24 protein-coding genes and 1 tRNA gene are annotated in these 18,867 nt (G+C 63.4%); 9 read left to right on the top strand and 16 right to left on the bottom strand.

Features of this window, described 5'->3' with window-relative positions:
- Window positions 1–210 precede the first annotated feature (210 nt).
- The 13 genes from ACFQB0_RS10835 to ACFQB0_RS10775 all read right to left on the bottom strand — a co-directional run bounded on the left by ACFQB0_RS10835 (window position 211) and on the right by ACFQB0_RS10775 (window position 12,099).
- Window positions 211–525: a GNAT family N-acetyltransferase gene (locus tag ACFQB0_RS10835; RefSeq protein ID WP_386731251.1), complete on the bottom strand. Its 315-nt coding sequence runs from the start codon at window positions 523–525 to the stop codon at window positions 211–213.
- A gap of 216 nt (window positions 526–741) precedes the next feature.
- Entirely contained in the window at window positions 742–1,206 is a 465-nt protein-coding gene (locus tag ACFQB0_RS10830) for an Hsp20/alpha crystallin family protein (RefSeq protein ID WP_386731249.1), read from the bottom strand.
- Between the two features lie 129 nt (window positions 1,207–1,335).
- Window positions 1,336–2,058 carry a flavodoxin family protein gene (locus ACFQB0_RS10825; protein ID WP_386731247.1) on the bottom strand — a complete coding sequence of 241 codons (723 nt, stop codon included), beginning with the start codon at window positions 2,056–2,058 and terminating at the stop codon, window positions 1,336–1,338.
- Window positions 2,059–2,147: 89 nt separating this feature from the next.
- Window positions 2,148–2,501 carry an A1S_2505 family phage non-structural protein gene (locus ACFQB0_RS10820; protein ID WP_386731244.1) on the bottom strand — a complete coding sequence of 118 codons (354 nt, stop codon included), beginning with the start codon at window positions 2,499–2,501 and terminating at the stop codon, window positions 2,148–2,150.
- 143 nt (window positions 2,502–2,644) lie between these two features.
- Window positions 2,645–3,430 carry an SDR family NAD(P)-dependent oxidoreductase gene (locus ACFQB0_RS10815; RefSeq protein WP_386731241.1) on the bottom strand — a complete coding sequence of 262 codons (786 nt, stop codon included), beginning with the start codon at window positions 3,428–3,430 and terminating at the stop codon, window positions 2,645–2,647.
- Entirely contained in the window at window positions 3,427–4,605 is a 1,179-nt protein-coding gene (locus ACFQB0_RS10810) for an amidase (RefSeq protein WP_386731238.1), read from the bottom strand. Before ACFQB0_RS10810 ends, ACFQB0_RS10815 begins: the two co-directional genes overlap by 4 nt.
- Before the next feature lie 15 nt (window positions 4,606–4,620).
- The gene (locus ACFQB0_RS10805) at window positions 4,621–5,589 is read right to left on the bottom strand and encodes a cyclase family protein (protein WP_386731236.1); all 969 of its coding nucleotides are present in this window, start codon (window positions 5,587–5,589) and stop codon (window positions 4,621–4,623) included.
- Window positions 5,590–5,613: 24 nt separating this feature from the next.
- Window positions 5,614–6,573, bottom strand: a complete 960-nt coding sequence (locus tag ACFQB0_RS10800; protein WP_386731233.1) for an ABC transporter permease — start codon at window positions 6,571–6,573, stop codon at window positions 5,614–5,616.
- Window positions 6,570–7,553: an ABC transporter permease gene (locus ACFQB0_RS10795; RefSeq protein WP_386731544.1), complete on the bottom strand. Its 984-nt coding sequence runs from the start codon at window positions 7,551–7,553 to the stop codon at window positions 6,570–6,572. The genes ACFQB0_RS10800 and ACFQB0_RS10795 overlap by 4 nt, the downstream gene beginning before the upstream one ends.
- Before the next feature lie 2 nt (window positions 7,554–7,555).
- A complete protein-coding gene (locus ACFQB0_RS10790; RefSeq protein WP_386731231.1) occupies window positions 7,556–9,115 on the bottom strand; it encodes a sugar ABC transporter ATP-binding protein in 1,560 nt (519 codons plus the stop codon).
- Between the two features lie 7 nt (window positions 9,116–9,122).
- On the bottom strand, window positions 9,123–10,169 hold the full coding sequence (locus ACFQB0_RS10785; RefSeq protein ID WP_386731229.1) for a substrate-binding domain-containing protein: 1,047 nt from the start codon (window positions 10,167–10,169) through the stop codon (window positions 9,123–9,125).
- Between the two features lie 51 nt (window positions 10,170–10,220).
- Window positions 10,221–10,961 carry an SDR family NAD(P)-dependent oxidoreductase gene (locus tag ACFQB0_RS10780; RefSeq protein ID WP_386731227.1) on the bottom strand — a complete coding sequence of 247 codons (741 nt, stop codon included), beginning with the start codon at window positions 10,959–10,961 and terminating at the stop codon, window positions 10,221–10,223.
- A gap of 211 nt (window positions 10,962–11,172) precedes the next feature.
- Window positions 11,173–12,099 carry an AEC family transporter gene (locus tag ACFQB0_RS10775; protein ID WP_386731224.1) on the bottom strand — a complete coding sequence of 309 codons (927 nt, stop codon included), beginning with the start codon at window positions 12,097–12,099 and terminating at the stop codon, window positions 11,173–11,175.
- Window positions 12,100–12,222: 123 nt separating this feature from the next.
- Between ACFQB0_RS10775 and ACFQB0_RS10770 the strand changes: the two genes are divergently transcribed.
- The 7 genes from ACFQB0_RS10770 to ACFQB0_RS10740 all read left to right on the top strand — a co-directional run bounded on the left by ACFQB0_RS10770 (window position 12,223) and on the right by ACFQB0_RS10740 (window position 16,656).
- Window positions 12,223–12,888 carry a GntR family transcriptional regulator gene (locus ACFQB0_RS10770; RefSeq protein WP_386731221.1) on the top strand — a complete coding sequence of 222 codons (666 nt, stop codon included), beginning with the start codon at window positions 12,223–12,225 and terminating at the stop codon, window positions 12,886–12,888.
- 184 nt (window positions 12,889–13,072) lie between these two features.
- A complete protein-coding gene (locus ACFQB0_RS10765; protein WP_386731218.1) occupies window positions 13,073–13,327 on the top strand; it encodes a hypothetical protein in 255 nt (84 codons plus the stop codon).
- A gap of 1,088 nt (window positions 13,328–14,415) precedes the next feature.
- Entirely contained in the window at window positions 14,416–14,646 is a 231-nt protein-coding gene (locus tag ACFQB0_RS10760; RefSeq protein ID WP_386731216.1) for a hypothetical protein, read from the top strand.
- Complete coding sequence (locus ACFQB0_RS10755; RefSeq protein WP_386731214.1) at window positions 14,643–14,981, top strand: hypothetical protein; 339 nt, start codon at window positions 14,643–14,645, stop codon at window positions 14,979–14,981. Before ACFQB0_RS10760 ends, ACFQB0_RS10755 begins: the two co-directional genes overlap by 4 nt.
- Window positions 14,982–15,160: 179 nt before the next feature.
- The gene (locus tag ACFQB0_RS10750) at window positions 15,161–15,784 is read left to right on the top strand and encodes a hypothetical protein (protein ID WP_386731211.1); all 624 of its coding nucleotides are present in this window, start codon (window positions 15,161–15,163) and stop codon (window positions 15,782–15,784) included.
- Between the two features lie 32 nt (window positions 15,785–15,816).
- On the top strand, window positions 15,817–15,981 hold the full coding sequence (locus tag ACFQB0_RS10745; protein ID WP_386731208.1) for a hypothetical protein: 165 nt from the start codon (window positions 15,817–15,819) through the stop codon (window positions 15,979–15,981).
- A 180-nt stretch (window positions 15,982–16,161) separates the two neighbouring features.
- Window positions 16,162–16,656 (top strand): hypothetical protein, encoded by a 495-nt coding sequence (locus ACFQB0_RS10740; RefSeq protein WP_386731205.1) that lies wholly within the window; start codon window positions 16,162–16,164, stop codon window positions 16,654–16,656.
- Between the two features lie 83 nt (window positions 16,657–16,739).
- Here the strand turns inward: ACFQB0_RS10740 and ACFQB0_RS10735 are convergent.
- The 3 genes from ACFQB0_RS10735 to ACFQB0_RS10725 all read right to left on the bottom strand — a co-directional run bounded on the left by ACFQB0_RS10735 (window position 16,740) and on the right by ACFQB0_RS10725 (window position 17,464).
- Window positions 16,740–16,812 (bottom strand) — tRNA-Arg (locus ACFQB0_RS10735).
- A 57-nt stretch (window positions 16,813–16,869) separates the two neighbouring features.
- Window positions 16,870–17,256 carry an MmcQ/YjbR family DNA-binding protein gene (locus tag ACFQB0_RS10730; protein ID WP_386731203.1) on the bottom strand — a complete coding sequence of 129 codons (387 nt, stop codon included), beginning with the start codon at window positions 17,254–17,256 and terminating at the stop codon, window positions 16,870–16,872.
- 64 nt (window positions 17,257–17,320) lie between these two features.
- Window positions 17,321–17,464, bottom strand: coding sequence for a hypothetical protein (locus tag ACFQB0_RS10725; RefSeq protein WP_386731200.1), 144 nt, complete (start codon window positions 17,462–17,464; stop codon window positions 17,321–17,323).
- Between the two features lie 196 nt (window positions 17,465–17,660).
- Here ACFQB0_RS10725 and ACFQB0_RS10720 point away from each other — a divergent pair, with 196 nt between their 5' ends.
- Window positions 17,661–17,957, top strand: coding sequence for a DUF6412 domain-containing protein (locus ACFQB0_RS10720; RefSeq protein WP_386731197.1), 297 nt, complete (start codon window positions 17,661–17,663; stop codon window positions 17,955–17,957).
- A 92-nt stretch (window positions 17,958–18,049) separates the two neighbouring features.
- Entirely contained in the window at window positions 18,050–18,802 is a 753-nt protein-coding gene (locus tag ACFQB0_RS10715) for a YidC/Oxa1 family membrane protein insertase (protein WP_386731194.1), read from the top strand.
- Window positions 18,803–18,867: the final 65 nt, after the last annotated feature.

The following is an 18,867-nucleotide window of genomic DNA, read 5'->3' as shown; positions in this document are numbered from 1 at the left end:
TGTGCCTTTCGGGTCGGCGACAAATGGCGACGGTCGCGCGACGGGGAGCGCGACTCGTCTGTTATGAGTGCGGTGAACGGTATCCTGGGTAGGGATAGACGTCATGACAGTCGGGATAGATGTCATGACAATGGTACTGACATACGGACAGCGAGAGACAGCGCCCAAAATGGGGGCTCCGATGCGTCGGGACCCGCGACACGCCCGGAGTCAGGCCGCCCCTCCCGGCCATCGCACGGCAGCCTGGTACTCGGGGCGCTTGCGCAGATAGGCCGCGATGAAGGGGCAGACGGGGACGATCGTCTTTCCTCTGTCGACGACATCATCGAGGGCATCGCGCGCGAGGGCCTGTGCCAGTCCGCGACCGGAGAAGGCCGGGTAGACCTGAGTGTGCGTGAACGTCACTGTCGACGGCGACTCACGGTACTCGGCGAAACCGGCGAGCACGTCACCCAGCCACACCTCGTAGCGATCGGCATCGGAATTGCGCACGATGCGGATCTCGTCGTCGAGGGACTCTTCCACGGGTTCTCCTGACATCCTTGAGATCTGTCTCTGCCAGTAGACACCCGATAGGGCGCCGAGTCCAGCAGGGCGCACCACCCCGACCACGTGGTCGGCGGCCGGACGCGACGAACGGCCCACCGTATCGGCGGGCCGTCGTCGCGACGGGCCGGTTCAGTCGCCACGCGGCCGGCCAAGCCTGTCGCATGGCGCACCGGCTACGCGTGGCGCACCCGGCTAGGAGGCGCCTTTGGCGGGCTGCTCGACCGCCATGACGGTCTCATCAGCGGTGGTATCCCCGCCGATCACCTGGATCTTACGAGGCTTGGCCTTCTCGCTCACCGGTATGGTGACACTGAGCACGCCGTTGAAGTAGCTCGCCGAGATGTCCTCGGTGTCGACGCCCTGGCCGAGGTTGAGCTGGCGCAGGAACGAGGCCGCCTCGCGCTCGCGGGTGATCCACTTGACACCCTCGCGATCGCCGAGGGTGCGCTCGGCGCGGATGGTGAGCAGCTGGCCGTCCACGTCGATGTCGACCGAGCCGGGATCGATGCCCGGCAGGTCGGCGGTCAGCACGTAGTGATCGCCGTCGCGATAGAGATCCATCGGCATACGACGCGGTCCACGTCGCGTGTCCAGCAGCGCCGACGCCATTCGGTCGAGGTCGCGGAATGGGTCGAAGTTCGATGCCACAATCATCATCTCCTTAAGGTTTCTTGCCAGTTTTAAGTAGTTGAGTCGACTTGACTCAACTAAGGCAAATTTAACACTCTTACCCCAGGAGCGCTAGAGAAATGAGTATGCCGCCAGCGAACAGCCACTTAGAAGTGATCAGCGGTACTCAAGGTTCGGCGCGAAAGCTGAGTGGTCGCCGGCGCGCCACTGCGCGATGACGTTGCCGCTCGCCGGAATGCCACCGGACCGCTTGAGCATGCGAGCCGTGTGCAGTAGGTTCCAGGTCATGAACGTCGTGTTGCGATTGGTGAAGTCCGACTCCGGACCACCTGAGCCCGGGTCAAGATAGCTCGGGCCGGGGCCGATAGCGCCGATCCATCCGGCATCCGCGTTGGGGGGAACCGTGTAGCCGATGTGCTGCAGGCTGTAGAGGATGTTCGAGGTGCAGTGCTTGACGCCGTCCTCATTGCCGGTGACGATCGCACCACCGACGCGGCCGTAGTAGACGTACTGCCCGGCATCGTTGGTGAGCCCGCTCATCGCGTAGAGCCGTTCGATGACGCGTTTCGTGACGGAGGAGTTGTCGCCGAGCCAGATCGGCCCAGCTACGACGAGGATGTCGGACTCGATGACGCGCGGCCAGAGCTCAGGCCATTCGTCGCTCGTCCAACCGTGCTCGGTCATGTCGGGGTAGACGCCCGTGGCGATGTCGTGATCGATCGCACGCACGAGATCGGTCGTTACGCCGTGCTCTCCCATGATTCGCCGGCTCAGGTCGATGATGCCCTGGGTGTGGCTCAGTTCCGGCGAGCGTTTGAGAGTGCAGTTGATGAAGAGAGCGCGAAGCTCGGAGAAATCCGTGTCGACGTTGTCAGCCATGAACCCAGTACACACCCGTCAGCGTTCCGAGGGAATGACCGAATCGGCGAGCACGGTCTCGGAGGGCATCCGAGCCGCGATCTGCGGGGTCAGCCGAGCTCGGCGACGAAGCGCTCGGGCAGCACGACGTTCGGCGGAACCTCGACGAAGAGCGGCGCGACCTCGGAGGGCAGGTACCCGGCGATGCCGCATCCGATCGCCGTGACCAAAAAGCGCAGCTCCGGATGCCCCGCCGCGAACCGTAGGAACGCCGCGACCTGTTCGGCCATGGTTGCGAAGCCGCTCATGGTGTCGATGCCGTACGACCGCCCCTGAAGCCCACTCCCCTGGCCCCAGATAGCACCGAAGTTGTCGAAGGCGAAGCGGGCGGCACCTGCGCCGTGCAGTCCATCGGCGTTCGACCCGAAAACGAACACCTCGGCCGGCGCGAGTTCGGTGATCATGGTCGCTCCTCCCACGTACGGCCAGACTACGCCGCAGCTGTGGTGCCGTCGACCGGGCGCCGGACGAACGAGAGCACACGGCGAGGATCGCCCGATCCTCACAACGGGATGCAGGCCAGAGGGAGCATCCGAAGAAGCCGTCGCTAGAAGAAGGTCATTTCGCCACCGGTGAGATTCAGCGCAGCACCTGTCATGAAAGAGGACTCGTCCGATGCCAGCCAGGCGGCGAGCGCTCCGACATCGGCTGCCGTCCCCATGCGCCCGACAGGAATGGAACTGGACTCGTATTCGCCTATCACCTGACGAAGTTCGCGATGACTCGACTCCGCTCGTGCCGTGAATCCCGCGACCATCATGTCAGAGACCATCGTTCCCGGGCAGATCGCATTGGCGGTGATGCCGTCCGCCGCGTGTTCTTTGGCAAGCGCCTGGGTCACTGCGATGACGAACGCCTTCGTGCCCGAGTACACCCCCCAGCCCGCCCAAGCATCCTTCCCCGTCTGCGAAGACATGGTGATCACACGCCCTCCCGCACGCGCTCTGATAGCGGGGATCGCCGCGCGTATGGTGTTCAGGGTTCCGACGATGTTGACGCCGATGATCCGGTTGATGTCGTCGGGATCGGCGTCGACGACCGATGTCGCCGGAATCGCGATGCCCGCGTTCGCCACCAGGATATCGATACCGCCGAACACGGTGACGATCGAGGCGACCGCGTCGGCAACGGCTTCGGCGTTCGTGATATCGACCCGCAGCAGCTGAGGCAGGGGCGTCCCGCTCGCCAGAGGTTCCGTGAACATGAACCCGGGTGCGTCCCTGATGTCGGTTGCTATCACGGTCGCGCCTTCGATCGCGAGACGGTCGACGATGCCGCGTCCCAGCCCCCGCGCGCCTCCGGTCACGAACGCGACCTTGCCCGCGAGACTCATACGCGCGCATTCGGTTGAGCTGCCGCCCACGATTGCTCCAGTGAGCGGGCGATGGCGAGGAGTCTCGCGTCGGAGCCCTGACGCCCGACCAACTGCATGCCGACGGGAAGCCCGCTTGTCGGCGCCGGGAGAACGACGACCGGATGGCCCGTTACTCCGAACGGGCGGGTGAAGACCGTCAGAGCGTCCCGAAAGAGGATGGGGTCGCTTCCCAGAAGCGGGGCCGTCGTGGCGGTGGCGGGCAGCAGTATCGCATCGACGGTTTCCAGCTGCCTTTCGAGGATCTCCTGCAGACGCAAACGTTCGCGCATTGCGCCGAGGTAGTCGACGGCCAGTGTGGTTCGGCCGCGCTGTAGGAGTTCGCGCACATCTTTTCCGATCGTGCCGGCACGATTGAGAAGTTGGTCCTCGTTGCTGGTCGCCGCTTCGGCATAGAGAACCGTCAGGCCTACGTCGATGAATCTATCCATGGGAGGGAGCTCGATGACGGGCAAAGACGAGCCGACGCGGTTCCATGATCTTTCGACTTCCGCTTCCATGTCCACGCCGGCGATCCAGGAATGCGGCGCGGCGAGGGAGAAGGCGCCTGCATCGTGGGTCGCTTCCGTCCCGAGTAGCCCGATGTCGACCATCGCTTCCGCAATGGTGCGCACATCTCTCGCCATAGGCCCGACTGTGTCGAGCGTCGGGCTGAGCGGCCAGACGCCATCAAGGCCGACTGTTCCTCCCGTTGGCCGCCACCCGGCAACGCCGCAGAGGGAGGCCGGAATGCGAATGGAGCCTCCGGTGTCGGTTCCGATTGCAATGTCGCACATGCCCATCCCGACGGCAGCAGCCGAGCCGCCGGAGGATCCCCCGGCGATACGTGTGAAATCGACGGGGTTGCCCACGGCTCCGAAGTGAGGGTTGCCGCTTGTCGGGCCGAGCGCAAGTTCATGGAGGTTCGTCTTGCCGACGACGCCCCACCCCGCTGTTCGGAACGCGGCGACGATGGACGCGTCGGTCTGCGCGACTCGGGGACGCGGTTGCAGCGTCCCGTTCGTCGTCACCATGCCTACGACGTCGACAAGGTCTTTGACAGCGAGAATCGGTCCATCATGCTGGCTCTCCGTGTCGACGGAGATGAAGGCGTTGAGGGCGGCGTGGGCGGAGATCGCCGCTCTGGCCCGGTCCATCGTCGTCATCGTGATCTAGCCCAGACGCAGTGCGAGTGGGCGGATGGGGCTGCCTGTCGCCCCGCGGATCTTCAACGCCGCGCCGATGAAGGCGAACTCGAAGACCTGGTCGGCGGACAACGCCTCGAGATCGGCGATCTCCAGCAGGGGAATCCCCGCTTCGGCGAGCAAGTACGAATGCACGTCGTGGAAGTTGTCGGGATTAGATGACGGACGCACCTCGATGGCCGCGTTGTCTGCACCGATCATTGCGGCGCCCTTCTTGGCGAGGAACACCGCGCCATCCCTGTCGATTCCAGGTTCATCGACGATGTACGATTCCGAATCCGGCCACAACCTCATCCGCCCTGTGCGGATCATCGGGATGTCACCCGGTCGAAGATCGACCCCCTGGTGGGCGAGGGTGCGTTCGAGGAGAGACGCGGTGATGATGTGGCTCGGCGGGAGCACATCGACTCCTTCGAACGCGGCGACGTCGATCAGAACTCCGCGGCTGATGATCGGGGGGTGTTTGTCCGCGCCGCCCTTGGTCCAATATCTGCTGCCGAGATGCTCGTCTTGGCTGAAGTTGTTCCAGATCCGGTGGTTGTAGCCGAAATGGTTGAGCGCGTCCACGTGCGTGCCCGTGTGGGTGTACATGGAGATGCTGTCGCTCGAGTAACCGACCAGAGAGTTCTGCGCCTCACCGACGCCGATGACGTCGTCCACGACATTCCCCTTGGGCGTATGGGTCATCCAGATCTGAAAAGCGGGATCTCCGAATGCCTGCCAGCTCGGCATGCCGATGAAGTAGTCGACGGACAGGTCGTAGGGCACACCGACCACGCGTCGCAACAACTCGTCGCTCGCAACGTCGTCGAGCAGATTGAGCATCCCGATCTCGTCGTCAGGCCCGAAGGGACTCTCGGTCACTTTCTGATAGCTGGCGATTTCGGCGGCGATCTTGTCGCCGAGCGCATGATGGATGGTTGCATCTCCGCACACGGTTCTCTTCTTTCTGTGGGTTGGTCAGCTCGTCGTCCGAAGGCGACGTTCACGACCGTAGAGGACGAGGATCAGAAGGATGGCGATTCCTTGCACGATTTGCCGACCGGCGATGGGCACCGCTGCGGCGCTCAGCACGTCGTCGAGCACGACGAGGGTGATCACTCCGGCGATGGTCCCTGCGTACGAGCCTCGACCGCCGAGAATCGAGGCACCGCCGATCACCACGGCGGCGACGGACATGAGGGTGTACTGCTCGCCGATGCCGTAGGCGCCGGTTCCGGTGTACCCGGCGAGAACGACACCGGCGATGGCGGCAAAGCCACCGGAGATCGCATAGACGCGAACGAGCGTCGTGCCACGTCGGAGTCCGGCGATCTCGGCCGCTTTGGCGTTGGAGCCGAATGCGTAGATGTTCCGTCCGAGTTCCGTGTATCGCAGCAGGACCACGGTGGCCGCCGCGACCGCGATCCACACATAGACGGTGCCGGGAAGCCCGAGGAATCGAGTGGTCATGGCGTCTGATACGAGCGGATGCGGGCTGCCTCCCGATTGGCCATTCGTCACCACGAGGGCAAGGCCGCCGACCACCGCGGCCATCCCTAGGGTCATCACCATGGGGTTGATTCCGAGAAGAGAGATGCCAAGGCCGTTGAGGGCACCGGCGGCGGCGCCCAGAAACACGATGAGGAGTACGACGAGGATCGGCACGTCGTTTCCTCCCGTCCACTGAACGGTCAGGACGTCCGCTGCAGAGATGATCGCTCCAACCGAGAGGTCGATGCCTGCTGCGAGAACCACCACGGTCTGTGCGGCTCCCGCGATTCCCAGTACCGCAGCGATGCCCAAAATGACGCCGACGTGGGGCACGCTGAGGAATCCGGAACTACGCGACTGGGCGATGAGCACAAGTCCGGCGAGGGCGACGAAGGACAGCACGACCGGGGAGGACAGCACGGGCGCTTTTGCGATGAGGGTCTTCATGAGGGAGAGTCCTTCTTGCTTGCGGTCCGGCCGAGCGGAATCCAGCGACCGGTCACGATCCGGGAGAGGGAGAGCGCCAGGATCAGCAGGCTTCCGTCGACGATGCCCTGATAGAAGGATGAGACGCCGGCGAGTTGAACGACGTTGGTGATGAGCGTCAGCGCGAGCGCACCCCCAAGCGCTCCGTGAATGAGACCACGGCCTCCGGCAAAGCTGATTCCGCCCAGGACGGCCGCCGTGATGGCTTTCAGTGTGTACGGCTGGCCCGAAAGCGGATCCCCCGCTGAGGTGATCCCGCTGAGTGCTACACCCGCCACGCCGAGCAGCAACCCGGAGAGGAGGAACACCAGGATCTTGGTGCGAACGAGGGGGATGCCAGACAAGAACGCGCCGAGTTCGTCAGAGCCGAGGCCGTACACCCGTCGCCCAGCAGGGGATCGAGAGAACCATGCGGCGCCCGCTCCGAGCAGTAGGGTCGCGATCATAGGAAGAGAGCTGTTCATCCATTCCCCGAACTCGGCGGGAACGGCGCCCCCAGGGCGCGGAAGGATGAACAAAGCGATGCCGCCCCAAACCGTCGACAGCGCAAGGGTGACGATAATCGACGGCAGACGAACCACCGCGACAAGAGATCCTGAGACGAGTCCGCACCCTACGCCCACGGCTGCCGCGACGACGATCGCCAGGAGAGCGTCTCCTGGCGCCACCGTCGCGATAGTGACGTTGACGAGCGTGAGCACCGCCCCGATGCTCAGATCGATCTCGGCGATCAACATGAGATAGCCGGCTGCGGCTGCAGCGAAAAGGAGCACGAGCGACGTTCCGAAGATGAACTGCAGGTTTGCCAGCTCGAAGAACGACGGCTGCAGTGCGAAGTTGATGGCAACGAGCCCGGCGAGAATCAGCCAGATGAGCAGGTCGCTCAGTTCGATATGCCGAGCTGAAGGCCGGGCCGCCACGGGTGCCGAGACGATGGTCATGGTCACGCTCCGAGCATCGAGGTCAGAATGGCGGCTTCGGTGATCTGGTCTCCGATCAGCTCACGGGCCACGTGGTTGTCGTGAAAGACGAGAACCCGATCGCACAGGCCGACCACTTCGGGAAGCTCGGTTGAGTTGAAGATCACGCCGATGCCTTGAGCCGCGAGCGCCCGAAGAGTCTCATAGATGTCTGCTTTGGCTCCCGGGTCGATCCCGCGCGTCGGATCGTCGAGAAGGATGACGATGGGCCGCACCATGAGGGCACGACCGATGAGCACCTTCTGCTGGTTACCACCGGAGAGCGTGTCGACAGCCACGTTCTGGGAGCGAGCCCGTACAGAGAGCATGTTGATGATCTCGGCCGTCGATGACCGCTCACTGGCAGCGCTGAGAAAGCCCCAGCGCTTCAGGCGGTGGAGGGAGCTCAAGGTGGCGTTCGTACGGACGCTGTGGCCGAGCAGCAGCCCTTCGGTTCCGCGGTCCTCTGGCACATAGCTGACCCCACGACGCACGAGGTTGTGCGTCGACGGATGAGACACGCGTCTTCCTTGAACCGAGATACGCACACCGCGGGTGTGGCCGATCCCGGCGAGGATGCGCATCGCCTCCTTCTGTCCGTGGCCCTGGAGCCCTGCGAACCCGACGATCTCGCCAGCACGGACGGAGACGCCCAGCGCTTTCGCCCCCGCGCCGAGGCCGGGGACGGTGGCATCCAGCACCACTTCCCTCGTGGCTGTGGTCACCGCCGCGGCCAGGCGTTGGAGCGGTTGAAGAGACTTGCCGGCAAGCTGCTCGAGCAGGATGCTCCGCGTCGTCTCGGATGCAGCCCCACTAGCGACGAGCGTGCCGTCCGTGAGCACGCTGATGGTGTCCGCGACGGCGAAAACCTCGTCCATTCGATGTGAGACGAATAGCACGGACCGGCCGGCGCCCGCGATCTCCCGGCTGATCCGGAGAAGATTGTCGGCGTCCGGCTTGTCGAGGGAGGACGTCGCTTCATCGAGGATGAGCAACTTCGGACTCGTGGAGAGTGCCCGAGCGATCTCCACGAGTTGCAGTTCGCTCAGGCTGAGGGTGCGACACGGCGCTGAAAGTGGAAGGACGATGTTGAACCGCTCGAGAACGGCAGCGGCGCGCTTGTGGAGTTCGCCGCGACGAATCGTTCCTAACATCGACGTCGGATAGTTTCCCAGCAGGATGTTCTCGGCAACGGTCAGAGAAGGGAGTATGGACAGTTCTTGGAACACGGTCACGATGCCTGCGCCGCGTGACGCGCGCACGTCGCCACGTTTGATCGCTTCGCCGTTGGCCGAGACGCGTCCGGCCGTCGGAGGGGTTGTGCCCGAAATGATCTTGACCATGCTGCTCTTGCCCGAGCCGTTCTGGCCGAGCAGAGCGTGAACCTCGCCCGGCCGCAGCGAGAGAGTGACCGCCTTGAGGGCGGCTACCGGGCCGTAGCTCTTGGTGACGCCGTCGACGACGAAGGTGACCGGGGCGGTGTCCTGCCGGAAGTGTGAGCTTCCGGCAGGACGCTGCAGCGCGGCCGTATTGTGCGCTGTCATTGTGTCGCTACTTCTCGGTCATGTATTCGGTGTAGAGCTTGTCCTCAGCGACGATCGGAACGTCCACATGAGATCCATCCGGTGTGTTGAGTTCGAGATAGCTGCCGAGAGTGTCGTTCGTGATGAGGTCATGGCTCAGAATCGGCTCACGATCGATCATCTTCCAGCCTTCGCGGATCTTCACCCCTGCCCAGAGCGCGTCCAACACGATCGCGGGTGAGACGACGATTCCAACCGTTTCGTAACCGCGGGCATCTCGTTCGGCAGCCCAGGTCTTGAGGAAGCCGCCGAGTCCGTCACCGACGATCGGGGGAATGGGGACGCCTTCGTCTGTGAACGCACTCGCGATGCTCGGCGCCATGCTCCCTTGCGTCCACACCGCGGCGACGTCAGGAGTATTGGCGAGCACTGTCGCCATCTTCTGCTTTGCGGTCGCTCCATTCCAGTCCGCGTACTCCTTGATGACCTTGATGTCGGGGAACTGCGAGAAGATCCCTTCGGCCAGCTTCTCGCGGGCGTCGCTCAGTGGGGCCCCAGCAGTACCGTTCATCATGACGACGGTGCCTTTTCCGCCGATGAGCTCGGCGAGTTTCTTCGCGGTGTCCGCGGAGATCTTCTGCTCGTCCTGGTACATGTTGATGGATTTCTTGCTGGTGATGGCGTTGTCGAAGGAGACGACCGTCACGCCTTGGTCGATGGCTCGGTCGACTACTCCGTTCAGCGCCGTCGCAGAGGCCGCATCGATGAGGATGAGGTTCGCTCCTTGGTTCACCATGGTTTGGATCTGCTGAGATTGCGTTGGCGCCGTGCCATCGGCGTTCTGGATGATGTACTTGTCGATTTTGCCTGCGGCCTCGAGTTTCTGAGCCTCCGCTTCGAAGTCCTTGAGCATCTGCGGACGCCAGACGGAGTCGACGTTGGAGTTGCTGAGTCCGACGATGATCGGGTCTTTCGCAGACACCTTCGCGCTTCCGGAGGTCGAGCTGCAGCCGGAGAGTATGAGTGCGGCGGCCATACTCAATGCGGCAAGTGTGGTCAGTCCTGATTTCTTCACGATTCGTCGTTCCTATTCTGTGCGTGGTTGAAAGTGACGGTGCGGTGGGAGTCAGTACATGACGTCCCCGCCGGTGACGTTGAGAGTCGATCCGGTGTAATAGCCGCCTGCGGCTGAAGCAAGCAGGACGGCCGTCGGCGCGATCTCGCCGACCTGGCCGAAGCGGCCAAGCGGAATGTCGGCCAGCTTTCGGTCCAGAATCTCGTCTGGAAGCGAGCGCAGCAGATCGGTGTCCACCGGCCCCGGCGCGATGGTGTTCGCGGTTATTCCGTGGGGTGCGAGCTCGCGCGCAACAGCGCGCATGAGTCCGTGGACACCGGCCTTCACCGCGCAGTAGTGAGGCATGCCGATCGAGCCGATGATGCCGAGATTCGAGCCGATACTGATGATCCTGCCGTAGCGTTGTCCGATCATTGTCGGGGTGACGGCACGCGTGCAGTAGAAGACACCGGTCAGGTTGACGTTGACCATTCGGTCCCACTGTTCATCGGTGATCGCGGTGATCGCTCCGGTGTCGTCGATACCGGCATTGTTGACGAGGATGTCGATCCGGCCGAATTCTTCGAGTGCCGCAGCAACCATCGAGTCCACCGACGTGTGGCTGCCGACGTCAACGCCGACGGCGACCGACCCGGCGACTTGCGCACTCGCAGCGATCGCGGCCTGGAGGTCGCGATCGGCGATGAGGACCCGCGCTCCCTCATCGGAGAACGCCTCCGCAATCGCATATCCGATTCCCCGAGCGGCTCCGGTCACGATGGCGACCCGACCGACCAAGCTACCGGGACGCATCAAGGGAGGGGATGCGCTAACTGCGATATCGCTCATGTGCTTCGGACCTATCTGGTGACGTGGCGTCGTTTCGGCCACTTCTCGGCCAAGCCGGATACGTAGCATGTTACCCATCACCCGGTGGGGGTCGGCAACGGATTCAGCCAACGTTTACAACGAAGAAACAAACATGTAACATGCCACGTAAGAAAGCAGGGAATCCCTCGTCGACCTATGGCCATACGGCGGGAATGACCCAGGTGAGCAAAAGAAGCATGGGGATCGACGCGACAGTCGTCAGCAGGACGACACGATGCGCAAGTCCGCTCGCACCCTCGTAGCGACTCGCATAGATGAAGACGTTCTGGGCAGTGGGAAAAGACGAGCACAATACCGCCGCCATCAAGGTAAGACCGCTGAGACCGAGTGTCAACGAGATCGCCAGTGCGATAGCCGGTTGAACGAGAGACTTCAGAACGACCGCCAGGGCGACCGGAGCAGTGTCGGCTCGCTCTCCTCCGCGGATCGACCCGTGCAGGCTCATACCGAATGCCAGGAGCATGACCGGCACCGTCGCCTGCCCGAGCAACGTGAAAGGCTGGATGACGACCTCGGGAAGGGCGGTTCCGGAGAGACCTACGCCCAGCCCTGCCATGCTCGCCAGGGTGATGGGATTTGTGAGCGGCTTGCTGAGACGCCTCCAAAACGAGGTGGTCGACCCGGTCGCGACGTCCAAGATCGACAGCGCGACGGGTGCAAGAACGATCAATTGAAACAACATCACCGGCGCGATCGGAGTGATGGTTCCCAAGACATACGCAGCGATCGGGATGCCCAGATTGCCAGCGTTGACGTAGCTGCTCCCTAATGCGCCGATCACACCACGCGGAAGGCCCCAGCGCCAAATGACAGCACAGGTTCCGAAGAAGAAAGCGCAGGACAAGGAACTGATCACGACGACCAGCAGGCCCGGTGTGAAGACATCGAGAATGTCCGACTTCGCGAGAAGAGAGAACATCAGGGCGGGGGTGCCGAAATTGAAGGCGAGCTTCGAGAGCACCGGCTGCGCTCCGGCTCCCAGAATGGCAAACCGCCCCGCGACGTAGCCGAGCACGATGATGAATCCCACGACGCCAAATCCGATGAGCACACCCGACATCGAGATTCACGCTCCTTAGATAGACGACAGGAGTTACATGCTACATACTTGAAACGCAGTGCGAACTGCAGGTCCTCAGCCGCCTCGACGCCCAACACGCCGATCTGATGAAGGAGATGATCTGTGCCTCCGAAGCTCCAGCGAGTTCGCGCCCAGCAATCACTGACCGAGCAGGCGCACAGTGCTCTCCGAAACGCGATCGCCTCCGGTCAGATGCGTCCTGGCGAAATGCACTCGGTCGCCGAGTTGGCGCTACAGCTCGGAGTATCGCGAACCCCCGTGCGGGAAGCGGTTCTTCAGCTTGCCCGGATTGGAATGGTGGAAGTCCGCCGTAACCAGGGTGTCGTTGTGTTGGCCCGGACGGAGGAAGACGTCGCACGCATCTATCAGTTGCGGCTCTGGCTCGAAGTCCCCGCGGTCGAGATCGCGGCGTCGACGGCATCACCTGCGCAAAAGGAACAGATCCGAAAGGCCTATTCTCAGATGCTCAGCGCCGCCGAGATCGGCGATCAGTCTCGGCTGGAACACGCCGATACGCAATTCCACTCGCTCATCCTCAATGTCACGGACAATCCTCGGCTCGTGTCCGTCGTCCGCGAGCTACGGGATTTGCTGATGTCTCGCAACCAGACGACCACAGGGAAGTCCCAATCGCTGTTGGAGGTCGCACACGACCACGATGACATTCTCGCCGCGATCGAAAACGGCGATGGCCCAGCCGCCGCCGCCTGCATGCGCGTTCATCTCGAGACGACGTGCGACCGGGTCATCACTCTCTTCAGAGATTGAGAGACAACCCCGTTCCACGGGGCGTTTCGGGGTCCGACACCGGGGCTCGTCCGGATCGCCGCTCGACAGCCGGCGATGCCGAAAACCACCACCGCCCGTAGACATCCCGCTGTGTGGCCGAACATCTGATCGCGGAGCCAGAGGCTGTGAGCCCGTACACATCTTCAAGGCGTAGCGTCCGGGGATGACGCACACGATCAGACCACCGAGCACCGAGACCGTTCGGCAGGGCATCCGCGATGAGCGGACCAGGCAGACACTCGCGCGCCTGATGGCGAGCACCTCGCCGTTCTGGCAGGAGTTCAGCTACTCGCCGACCCGGCGGCGCGCGACCATCCGTCTCACGAACCGACGGCTGAACAGGCGCCGTCTCCTCGCATCGACAGAACTGGCCTCCTGGGAGAATGAGGGCGGCGCCCTGCGTGCCTCCGGCGAGTAGCCGACTCGTTCTTCGGCCGCGGCTCGGCCTTCCTGCTCGCGAGCGAGCGAGGACGCTCGCAGTCAGCGGAACCCGACAACCGTCCCACTTGTCCGCGCCTGCTCGGCGGCCCAGACCACCTCATGCGAACGGAGACTCACGCGCGCATCCGACTCGATCGACGTCGGATCGTTCGTGCGGATAGCGGTCAGGAACGCCGCGACGAGTTCGCCATCCGCTCCACCGTGCCCATCCGCCGCGCTGGCGCCGCCTGCGACGTCGCTCTCGAGAACCGACTTCGAGTCGGTCGAGAAGTCGTGAACGATGATGCTGCGTCCGTCGCCCTCGATGCTCCCCTGTGTGCCGAATACCTTGTCTTTCGGAAATCGAGCTCTGTGAACGCCGTAACGGTGACGGCGGCAGTGGCGCCGTCGACGTATTCGAGGTTGACCACCTGATGGTCGGCGACGTCATTGTCGCCGTTGAACACGCAGGCACCATAGGGACCGGTGCGGATGGCTTCACGAACGGTGTCGGGCGATTTCTGCTCCGGGCGGTGGCTTGACGTGGCATGCGAAGGCCCCTGGGACAACCCCAACCCCAACAGGGGACACCAAGCCAAACAAAGACGGTTGACCCCGCGAAACCGGGGGTTCAACCGTTCACAACGTCCTGAGACATCACGGTGTGCGCCCGGAGGGATTCGAACCCCCAACCTTCTGGTCCGTAGTCAGATGCGGGGTGTCCATGGCCGTCCGCAGTGTGCCAACCGCCCGTGGCCAACTCACGTGTACCCTCGCCCGAACGACTCTGGACGGCTCCGCGTTGCTGTCGCGGTTGCTGTCACACATCGGCGGTGGTCCAGATGAGAATGCCGAAGTGGCACTACATTCGCTTGCGTCGCAGCCGCGCCAATCGCGCGCGGGCAGCCCTGCAACGCGGTCCTCTGATCGGGGAGGTCGAAAAGTGACTGTGGGAGCCGACGCAGGTCTACATAATTCGCATCCACGACGAAGAGCTCTACAAGGTCGGAGTGACGAGGTTCGACACGCGACGCGTCAAGAACCTGACGGCATGCGGTCGAGGCGGGCTCGTCGACACCCGTCGAGATGGCCAACCGGTTCAGCGCTGAGATCCTGGAGGCAGCAGCCCTCGAGCTGACAGAGAGCCATCGGACGATGCCGATAGACGTGCACCGATACGGCAACGGCTCAAAGGAGTTCTGGTCCGCAGCTTTGTCCCCTCCACCTCTGGAAGCGCTCCGTGACGAGACGGCCGCGCTCGAAGAGCTGCCGTTCTGGAGCGTCTCTGCGCACTTGTCCGACGGGAGCGGGATATGAGCTACTCGCCCAGAGAGGACGCCGAACTGGTTCGCTTGTGGCTCGGCGCGAAACTGGCGGCTCATGTAGCGGGCATCTATTGGACCTCGGAGCTTGGGCAGTGGATCGAAGAAGAGGTCCCGATTCCCGAATTTGCTGCAACCAGGCTGCGACTCGCTGTGGAGGTGATCGAGATGCTCGCCCGTCACATCAAAAAAGAAGAGATCGCCTCCTGGTTCCAAGGCCAATCGGTTGGCCAAGAATCAGCAGCGTTCGTGATCCGACGCGGGAAACCTGCGAGCATCCGGCCCGCGGTCCTCCGGGCTGCGCGAGAGTTCTTAGCGGACATCCGCTAGCTGTATCGAGCGGCCAGCCAGAGAACTGGTCGTTGGTCACACCGAACAAAACTGAGCCCAATCTGTAAGGAAACCGGCACTGCCGGAAATAGACCTATTGAAGCCGACTGTTCGTGGCGACTTCAAGAGTGCGACCGAACTCGGCGCATGGACGAAAGGCAATGATGCATCAACAGACCATGCCCACACGACCCAAGGCTCAAGGCCGCAACCTCTCGGTGGTGTTTGCCGCCCTCCTTACGGCAGGCCTTCTCGCCGCGGCCACACCCGCTCATGCTGTGACGAGCACATCCACACAAGACGCCACGAGCGATTTCGAGAGTCTTGCTGGGGCCATCACCGGCTCTGCAGGCGACGTCACCTTCGATGGCGCCCAGGCGCTCGCGCTCGGGAACGCCCCCGATATTGTCGCTGACTTCGCTGTCGGCATCGAGGCAGGAGGTGGCACCGTTATCGGGCTCGACGTCGACCAAGCAGCAGTCGACGAGGTGACATCCGCATTGGTCCAAGCGCGTGCCGGATGCCAGGGCCAGAACAACGGCACGACGCAATGGTACGGCTGGCAACTCAAGATCGATTCCTGCAAGGCCGCTCAATTGGTCGCCTCGGTCTCCGCGGGTGCAGGTGTCGCCACGGTGGCGGGACTTCTGACTTCGTGGACGGGTATTGGCGGCATCAGTGCTGGCGCAATCGCCGCCGTGCTTGCCGCGGGCGCTGGCTTCCTTGCTGTGTGTGCTGCGCCCGGGAAGGGCATGATCCTCAACCTGGCATGGACCGGTATCCCTTGGTGCGCGAGCCAGTGACCGCCGGGGTACGTGGCAAGCGCCTCGCAGGGGTGACGCTCGCCGTCGTCGGGCTCGTGTTCGCGGTGCTGGTCATTGTGAACCCGAGTAGCCCATCGGCGATGCTCTTCGTGCCGCTGATGATCCTCTTTGTCGTTCTCAGTGCACTGCTGCTCATCGATATCGAGCGATCGCGCCGGCGCAACGGATCTCGCTGAGTCCGGCTGCCCGAATTCACCCGGCCAGATGAGTTCCACCAGAAGCTGGAGCTCATCTGGCTGTCCTTATGTTGGGACGTTCGGAAACTCACCACTGCAGCAGGCTCATTCGAAGGAGCGACCGAACGACGTCGGCGTCAGTTCAAGCCGTTCCTTTCGACAAAGAACAGAGGAGTGTGCATGCGTTTGGCAACAAATCTCGGCAAGACTATCGGTGTGGCTGGCGTCGCCGCGGCTCTCATCGTTGCGACGTGTCAACCCGCTGCGGCTAGTCCAGGTGACAGTGGTGGTGACAAAAGCACCTCGAGCCTGATTGCGCGAGTCGCGCCCGATCAAGGCAACGTCATCCGAAGTGAGACTGTCGCAGCCGCGCCGGTGAGCCCGTCCGACCCGATCTCAGTACCAGGAGAGAACGGGTCAAGCCTCGCCGTTCGCCTACCGACCGAAGCAACCGTCGGAGATGCCGCGGTCGCACCCGATGGCACCGTCGTGTACGACGGAACGAGCGAATCCGCCGTTGATGTTGCCGTGCAAGCCCTAGACAGCGGCGCGGTCCGAATCCAGACGATCATCCCTGGTAGCCCACGGTTGCTGTCACGGTTGCTATCACCGCTCTACGGCAATCGTGCAACTACCCATTGCACCACATCGCCCAACAAGCTGCTGGACAATTGACGAAAGGAAGAAACCCTGATGAACCGCCAGAATACGAAAACGGCCCGCCGAAGCGAGCCGTTCTCTTACTGTCTCAACCAGTGTGCGCCCGGAGGGATTCGAACCCCCAACCTTCTGATCCGTAGTCAGATGCTCTATCCGTTGAGCTACGGGCGCATAAGGCAATTTCTTTCGAGCTGACCGCTCAGAACCAACCTAGTGACTATATCCCAGCTACCGTGGTCGTGCCAATTCGAGCAGCGCGAGCTGGCGCTTCAAGGCCACCTGCCGATACGAGGTCTCGATGAGCTCGGCGAGCTCCTGCCAGTCGACATCCGGCCCGTCGAAATCGATCGCGAGCCAGTGCGCGCGGTCGTAGTAGGGCGGATGGAAGAATCGCGGGTCCTGCTCGAGAGCCCGATGCTCCTCGGTATCCGTCTTGAACACGATCGAGTACGGCCGATTCATCGACGACCCGGTGTGCACGAAGATCGGCTTGCCCGCACGGAAGGTCGGCCGCCCCCAGGCCTCGACCTCGACCGCCTCGGGCAGTGCCAGGCACACCTCACGCAAGCGCTGCACGAGCGGGTCGCCCGGCACGAACAGCTTCGGATGCTCCATTCCCCGAGACTAGCGACCTCCGCCGACAGCGACGAGCACGCAGGCCGCCGTCGCCGGATGGGGTCTAGGAGCGCTTCTTGACGTTGGAGACGGCGTCGCTCTCGTGCGATGCCGCATCGCTCTTGCTCTTCTTGTCGGCGCGCTTCTCCTTCAACGAGCGGACCGCCTTCTTAGCGGTGCTGGATTTCTTCGGGGATTTGTCTGCCATTGTCGTGCCTCCGTCGAGAGCCGCGGTGGCCCTGTAGTGCTGAGGCTACGCTCTTCGGACGCGGCTCCCCACCACTTCGGCTGAATCATCGCCGTGAATCGACCCGTGCCCCGTCGCCGAGCGAATGCCCGCCCGCCCGAACGCTCGTCGTGACGACGCCCGCCATGTTAGCGTCATGGTTGACGGGAGGAGCATCATGATCGACATGATCGTCGGCGTTCTGCGGCTCCTCATTTCTGCGCTCGAGATCCTGTGGGTCGGACACGGTCCCGTCGCCGCCATCGCGATCATCGGCGCCATCGGACTCGCCACGGTCGCGATCGGTCTCTGCGCCGGGCTGCTTGCCGTCGCCCTCGCGAGGATCGGAGCGGCATCGGCTCCGGCACGATGCCGACACGCGGCCGATGTAGGTGCTCTGCTCTCTCAGAGCGATCCCAATGCCGCGGGCCGGCCCCGCCCTCGAGCCCCCGGGCGCGACCTCTCGGCCGCGTAGCCCAGCTCGTTCCCCGCGTCGCCCGACGCCTCTGCACGCTGTGCCCTGCACGGCCATACGGTTCCCATCCGCATGACCCCAAGGACACCATCATGGATATCTACAGCTTCGCCCCGATCGCCGCCGCTCTCGATGCGGCGTACACCGTCATCACCGGACTCTCCGAGGGACTCGTCCCCGTGTTCGGCGTGGCAGCCTCTGCCACCGCGATCGTGCTCGTCACGCTCGCCGTGCGCGCGCTCCTGATTCCGGTCGGGCTATCGCAGGCACGCAGTGAACGCGCCCGTCGCAGGCTCGCACCACGGCTAGCCGAACTCCGGCGTCGCTACGGCAAGAGTCGTGAACTGCTCCAACGCAAGACGATGGAGCTGTACACCTCCGAAAATGTCTCGCCGTTCGCTGGATGCCTTCCACTGCTCGCGCAGGCCCCGATCGTCTCACTCATCTACGCGCTTTTCATCCTCCCCGCGATCAACGGGCACGCCAACGCCTTGCTGAGCGACGAACTCTTGGGGGTCTCGCTCGGTTCGAGTCTCTCGCAGTTGCTCGCGAGCGGGGGCATCGCCTTGTCGTCCGCCGCCGTGTTCGCCGGACTCGTCGTCGTCATCGCGCTCGTCGCACAGCTTTCCCGCATAGTGCTGAGGCCCGCCACGAACCCCGTGGCTCCGGCATCCACCGTCGAGTCCGAGTCCTCGAGAAGAATCGCCCGTGTGCTCGGCTACGCTCCGTTCGCGACCGTCTTCGTCGCCGCGTTCGTTCCGCTCGCGGCTGGTCTCTACCTCCTCGTCACCGTCACGTGGACGCTCTGCGAACGGCTCGTGCTTCGGCGCATTCTCGGACCATGAACGGCCTCGCCCGGAACCCCGTGGGCCCTGGCTACTCCTGAAGGAGTCGGGGCGACCGAACCCGC

The sequence above is a fragment of the Luethyella okanaganae genome, from assembly GCF_042660285.1.
GTDB lineage: Bacteria > Actinomycetota > Actinomycetes > Actinomycetales > Microbacteriaceae > Luethyella > Luethyella okanaganae.
The sequence above is the reverse complement of the archived record's forward strand: the minus strand, read 5'-3'. Positions and strand labels throughout refer to the sequence as shown.

Excerpts from the sequence above, each read along its gene's own strand:
- ACFQB0_RS10830 (WP_386731249.1), bottom strand. The coding sequence starts at position 1,206 with ATGATGATTGTGGCATCGAACTTCGACCCATTCCGCGACCTCGACCGA.
- ACFQB0_RS10825 (WP_386731247.1), bottom strand. The coding sequence starts at position 2,058 with ATGGCTGACAACGTCGACACGGATTTCTCCGAGCTTCGCGCTCTCTTC.
- ACFQB0_RS10820 (WP_386731244.1), bottom strand. The coding sequence starts at position 2,501 with ATGATCACCGAACTCGCGCCGGCCGAGGTGTTCGTTTTCGGGTCGAAC.
- ACFQB0_RS10815 (WP_386731241.1), bottom strand. The coding sequence starts at position 3,430 with ATGAGTCTCGCGGGCAAGGTCGCGTTCGTGACCGGAGGCGCGCGGGGG.
- ACFQB0_RS10810 (WP_386731238.1), bottom strand. The coding sequence starts at position 4,605 with ATGGACCGGGCCAGAGCGGCGATCTCCGCCCACGCCGCCCTCAACGCC.
- ACFQB0_RS10800 (WP_386731233.1), bottom strand. The coding sequence starts at position 6,573 with ATGAAGACCCTCATCGCAAAAGCGCCCGTGCTGTCCTCCCCGGTCGTG.
- ACFQB0_RS10795 (WP_386731544.1), bottom strand. The coding sequence starts at position 7,553 with ATGACCATCGTCTCGGCACCCGTGGCGGCCCGGCCTTCAGCTCGGCAT.
- ACFQB0_RS10790 (WP_386731231.1), bottom strand. The coding sequence starts at position 9,115 with ATGACAGCGCACAATACGGCCGCGCTGCAGCGTCCTGCCGGAAGCTCA.
- ACFQB0_RS10780 (WP_386731227.1), bottom strand. The coding sequence starts at position 10,961 with ATGCGTCCCGGTAGCTTGGTCGGTCGGGTCGCCATCGTGACCGGAGCC.
- ACFQB0_RS10775 (WP_386731224.1), bottom strand. The coding sequence starts at position 12,099 with ATGTCGGGTGTGCTCATCGGATTTGGCGTCGTGGGATTCATCATCGTG.
- ACFQB0_RS10765 (WP_386731218.1), top strand. The coding sequence starts at position 13,073 with ATGACGCACACGATCAGACCACCGAGCACCGAGACCGTTCGGCAGGGC.
- ACFQB0_RS10760 (WP_386731216.1), top strand. The coding sequence starts at position 14,416 with ATGGCCAACCGGTTCAGCGCTGAGATCCTGGAGGCAGCAGCCCTCGAG.
- ACFQB0_RS10755 (WP_386731214.1), top strand. The coding sequence starts at position 14,643 with ATGAGCTACTCGCCCAGAGAGGACGCCGAACTGGTTCGCTTGTGGCTC.
- ACFQB0_RS10750 (WP_386731211.1), top strand. The coding sequence starts at position 15,161 with ATGCCCACACGACCCAAGGCTCAAGGCCGCAACCTCTCGGTGGTGTTT.
- ACFQB0_RS10740 (WP_386731205.1), top strand. The coding sequence starts at position 16,162 with ATGCGTTTGGCAACAAATCTCGGCAAGACTATCGGTGTGGCTGGCGTC.
- ACFQB0_RS10730 (WP_386731203.1), bottom strand. The coding sequence starts at position 17,256 with ATGGAGCATCCGAAGCTGTTCGTGCCGGGCGACCCGCTCGTGCAGCGC.
- ACFQB0_RS10725 (WP_386731200.1), bottom strand. The coding sequence starts at position 17,464 with ATGGCAGACAAATCCCCGAAGAAATCCAGCACCGCTAAGAAGGCGGTC.
- ACFQB0_RS10720 (WP_386731197.1), top strand. The coding sequence starts at position 17,661 with ATGATCGACATGATCGTCGGCGTTCTGCGGCTCCTCATTTCTGCGCTC.
- ACFQB0_RS10715 (WP_386731194.1), top strand. The coding sequence starts at position 18,050 with ATGGATATCTACAGCTTCGCCCCGATCGCCGCCGCTCTCGATGCGGCG.